Origin of the sequence: Nonomuraea antimicrobica, from assembly GCF_039536965.1 — a bacterium.
GTDB lineage: Bacteria > Actinomycetota > Actinomycetes > Streptosporangiales > Streptosporangiaceae > Nonomuraea > Nonomuraea antimicrobica.
The window spans coordinates 1-4045 of record NZ_BAAAZP010000159.1 but is presented as its reverse complement, the minus strand read 5'-3'; the positions used below and the strand labels follow the sequence as shown (position 1 = coordinate 4045).

Below are 4045 nucleotides of genomic sequence, written 5' to 3'. Positions count from 1 at the left end.
CGCCCGGCGAGCCGCGGCGCGGCGGGCGGCGTAGTGACCCGCGCCCTGCCCGCCGCGCTCGCGGCAGACGTGGAACGGCTGGCGAGGCAGGCGCGCTGCAGCGGATTCATGGTGCTGATGGCCGCCTACGCGGCCCTGCTGTCCCGCTACGGCGGCCAGGACGACGTCTGCGTGGGCACACCGGTCGCCGGACGCGGCAGGCCGGAGCTGGAGCGGCTCATCGGGCCGTTCATCAACACGCTCGTCCTGCGCGCCGACCTGTCCGGCGACCCTGCCTTCCGCGAGCTGCTCGGCCGGGTCAGGGACGTCTGCCTGGACGCCTACGCCAACGCCGCGCTGCCCTTCGAATGGCTGGTCGGCGAGCTGGGCGTGCCCAGGGACACCGGACGGACCCCGCTGTTCTCCGCCCAGCTCGTCCTCTACAACTACGACGGGACGCCGCTCGCGCTCACCGGCCTGGCCGCCGAGCCGTTCGACCCGGGCGTGCGCGCGGCGACGACCGATCTGTCCGCCGAGTTCCGTCACACCGGGGACGGCGGGCTCGGGCTCTCCCTGATCTATGCCGCCGACCTGTTCGACCACGCCACCGTGGAGCGCATGGGCGACCATCTGGAGCGCCTGCTGTCCCGCGCGGTGGCGGACCCCGGTCTGCGTCTGTCCGAGCTGGACCTGCTCGGCGCGGCCGAACGCGAGCGGCTCCTGGTCTCCTGGAACGACACGGCCGCCCCCAGGCCCGACGTCACCGCGCACGAGCTGGTCGCGGGCGAGCCCGGCGCGATCGCCGTGACGTGCGAGGGGCGCGGGCTGACGTACGCGGAGCTGGAGGCCGCCGCGGAAGGGCTGGCCCGGCGGCTGCGGCGCGAGGGCGTGCGGCCCGGCGAGGTGGTCGGGCTGTGCGCGGACAGGTCGGTGGAGCTGCTGGTCGCGCTGCTCGCCGTGCTGAAGGCGGGCGGGGCCTACCTGCCGCTGGATCCCGGTTACCCGGCCGAGCGGCTGGCGTTCGTGCTGCGGGACTGCGGTGTCCGGTTGCTGCTCGCGGGGGAGGGGGTGCCGGACGGGCTGGCCGACGCCGTACCCGATCTGCCGGTCCTGTCCATCGACGACCTGAGCGCGTACGCGCAGGAGAGCGCGCACGCGGAGGAACCCGGCCGCCCGCCCGCGCGGGCCGCCGGGCCGGATGACCTGGCCTACGTGATCTACACCTCGGGCTCGACCGGACGTCCCAAAGGCGTCGAGATCGAGCACCGGTCGCTGGTCAACCTGCTGCTGTCGATGCGCGACGACCTCGGGGCCGGGCCCGGCGTCCGGTGGCTGGCGCTCACCTCGCCGTCCTTCGACATCTCCGCCCTGGAACTGCTGCTCCCCCTCGTCTGCGGCGGGCACGTCGTCATCGCCGGGCCCGGCGAGGCCGCGGACGCCCACGCCCTCGTCCGGCTGGCGGCCGAGCACGACGTGACACACGTGCAGGCGACGCCGTCCGGCTGGCAGGCCATGCTGGACGCCGGTTTCGACCGGCCGGTGACGGCGCTCGTCGGCGGGGAGGCCCTGCCACCGGCCCTGGCCACGGCGCTGCGCGAGCGGACCGGGCAGCTCTGGAACGTCTACGGCCCCACTGAGACGACGATCTGGTCCACCCGCGACCGCGTGGACGACGGCCCCGGCCCGGTGACGATCGGCCGCCCTCTCGGCAACACCCGCGTCTACGTGCTGGACGAACGCCTCGCGCCGGTCCCCGTGGGGGTGTGGGGAGAGCTGTTCGTCGCGGGCTCCGGCGTGGCCCGCGGCTACCGGGCACGTCCGGAGCTGACCGCGGAGCGTTTCCCGCCCGACCCGTACGGGGTGCCGGGCTCGCGGATGTACCGGACCGGCGACCGGGTGCGGTGGCGGGCCGACGGGCGGCTGGAGTTCCTCGGCCGGGCCGACGGCCAGGTGAAGCTGCGCGGTCACCGGATCGAGCTGGGCGAGGTCGAGGCCGTGTTGGAGAGCCACCCCGCGGTGCGCAGGGCGGTGGCCGCGGTCGTGGACGGGACGCTGGTGGCGTACGTCGTGGGCGAGACCGAGGGGCTCACCGAGCACGCCGCCCGGTCGCTCCCGGCCGTCATGGTGCCGTCCACGCTGGTACGCCTCGACGAGCTGCCGCTCACCCCCAACGGCAAGCTCGACAGGAAGGCGCTGCCCGCCCCCGAGCGGGCCACCGGGCGCGGCCGTCCACCGCGCACGGCCGCGGAACGGCTGGTGGCCAGGACGTTCGCCGAGGTGCTCGGCCTGGAGCCCGCCCGGCTCGGAGCCGACGACGACTTCTTCGCGCTCGGCGGTCACTCGCTGCTGGCCGTCAAGGTCATCGCGCGGATCGCGGCCGCGGCCGGTGCGGAGGTCCCGCTGCGCGAGCTGTTCGCCCGGCCGTCGGTCGCCGCGTTCGCCGACGCCGTGCGGGAGGCCGTGTCCGTGCGGACGGCCCGTCCGGGTGGCGGCGCGCGGCCGGGCCCGCGCCCGAGGGGGACGCTGCCGCCGCTGTCGCCCGCGCAGGAGCGGCTGTGGTTCCTGCACCGGCTGGACCCCGGCGACGCCTCCTACAACATGTATCTGGTGTGGCGGCTGCGCGGCCCCCTCGACGCGCGGGCGCTGACCGGCGCGCTGGGCGACCTCGTGGCCAGGCACGAGACCCTGCGCACCCGCTACCCCGACGTCGACGGCCGGCCCATCGGCGTGGTGGATCCGCCGGGCGGCCCGCAGGTGGAGCACGTGGACCTGTCCGCCCCCGCACCGGACGGCGACCGGCACCCGGAGAAGGAGCAGCATCCGGAGAAGGAACAGCACGCGGGGGAGGGGCAGCACCCGGGGGAGGGACAGCACGTGGGGGAGGAGCAGCGCCAGGAAGCGGCCCGGCAGCGGGAGGAGCGGCGGCTTGAGGAGGCTCGACGGCTGGTGGCCGAGCGCACCAACGAGCCCTTCGACCTCGCCGTGACCCCGCCGCTCCGGGTCACCCTGATCCGCCTCGCCGAGACCGACCACGTCCTGTGCGTGGTGCTGCACCACATCGCGGCCGACGGCTGGTCGCTCAACGTCCTCGGCGACGACCTGGCCGCCCTGTACGCCGGACGGCGCGAAGGCCGCGACCCCGCCCTGCCCGAGCTGCCGCTCCAGTACGGCGACTTCGCCTTCTGGCGGCGCGGCCGGGACCTGGGCGACGAACTGGCCTACTGGCGCGACCGGCTCTCGGGCCCGCCCGCGCTCGAACTGCCGCTCGACCGCCCCCGCCCCGCGGTCCCCGCGCCGAGGGGCGCCTTCCACCCGTTCGCCCTGCCGGCGGACGTGGCGGACGCGCTGGAGTCCGCCGGCCGGCGGCGCGGGGCGACGTTGTTCATGGTGCTGCTGGCCGCCTACCTGGTGCTGCTGGCCAGGCACACGGGACAGCGGGACCTCCTGGTGGGCTCGCCGTCCGCCGGGCGCGACCGCGTCGAGTTCGAGCCGGTCATCGGGTACTTCGCGAGCACGCTGGTGCTGCGCGGCGACCTGTCGGGCGACCCCACGTTCGAGGAGCTGCTGGAACGCGTGCGCGTGGCGGTGCTCTCGGCGATGGCCCACCAGGACGTGCCCTTCGAGGAGCTGGTGTCCGAGCTGAACGTCGAGCGCGGACCGGGCCGCGCCCCGCTGTTCCAGACCATGCTCATCCTGCACAGCCAGGACGACGGCGGGGTGGGGGACAGGTTCGCCGACCTGGCGGTGGAGCCGTTCGAGGCCGGGTACCGGCAGGCCAAGTTCGACCTCATGGTGGAGGCGTGGCGCGGGCCTGAGGGGCTGTCGGGGGTGTTCGGCTACGACGCGGAGCTGCTCGACGACTCGACCGTGGCCGCGCTGGCGGAGCGGCTCGCCGTGTTGTGCCGGGCGGTCGCCGCGGACCCGGCGCGACCGGTCTGGGAGCTGCCCTGGTGTACGGAGGCCGACGAGACCAGGCTCCGCGCACTGGCCGGCACGTCCGCGGAGCCGGTGAGCGGGCGGCTCGCGCCCGAGCTGGTCAGGTCGGCCGTCGCCGTGCACCCCGACG

1 protein-coding gene is annotated in these 4045 nt (G+C 75.6%); it reads left to right on the top strand.

The features are described 5' to 3' along the window. Window positions 1-4045 (top strand): amino acid adenylation domain-containing protein (locus ABD844_RS38905; protein ID WP_344889761.1); only part of this gene is annotated, 4045 nt, incomplete at both ends.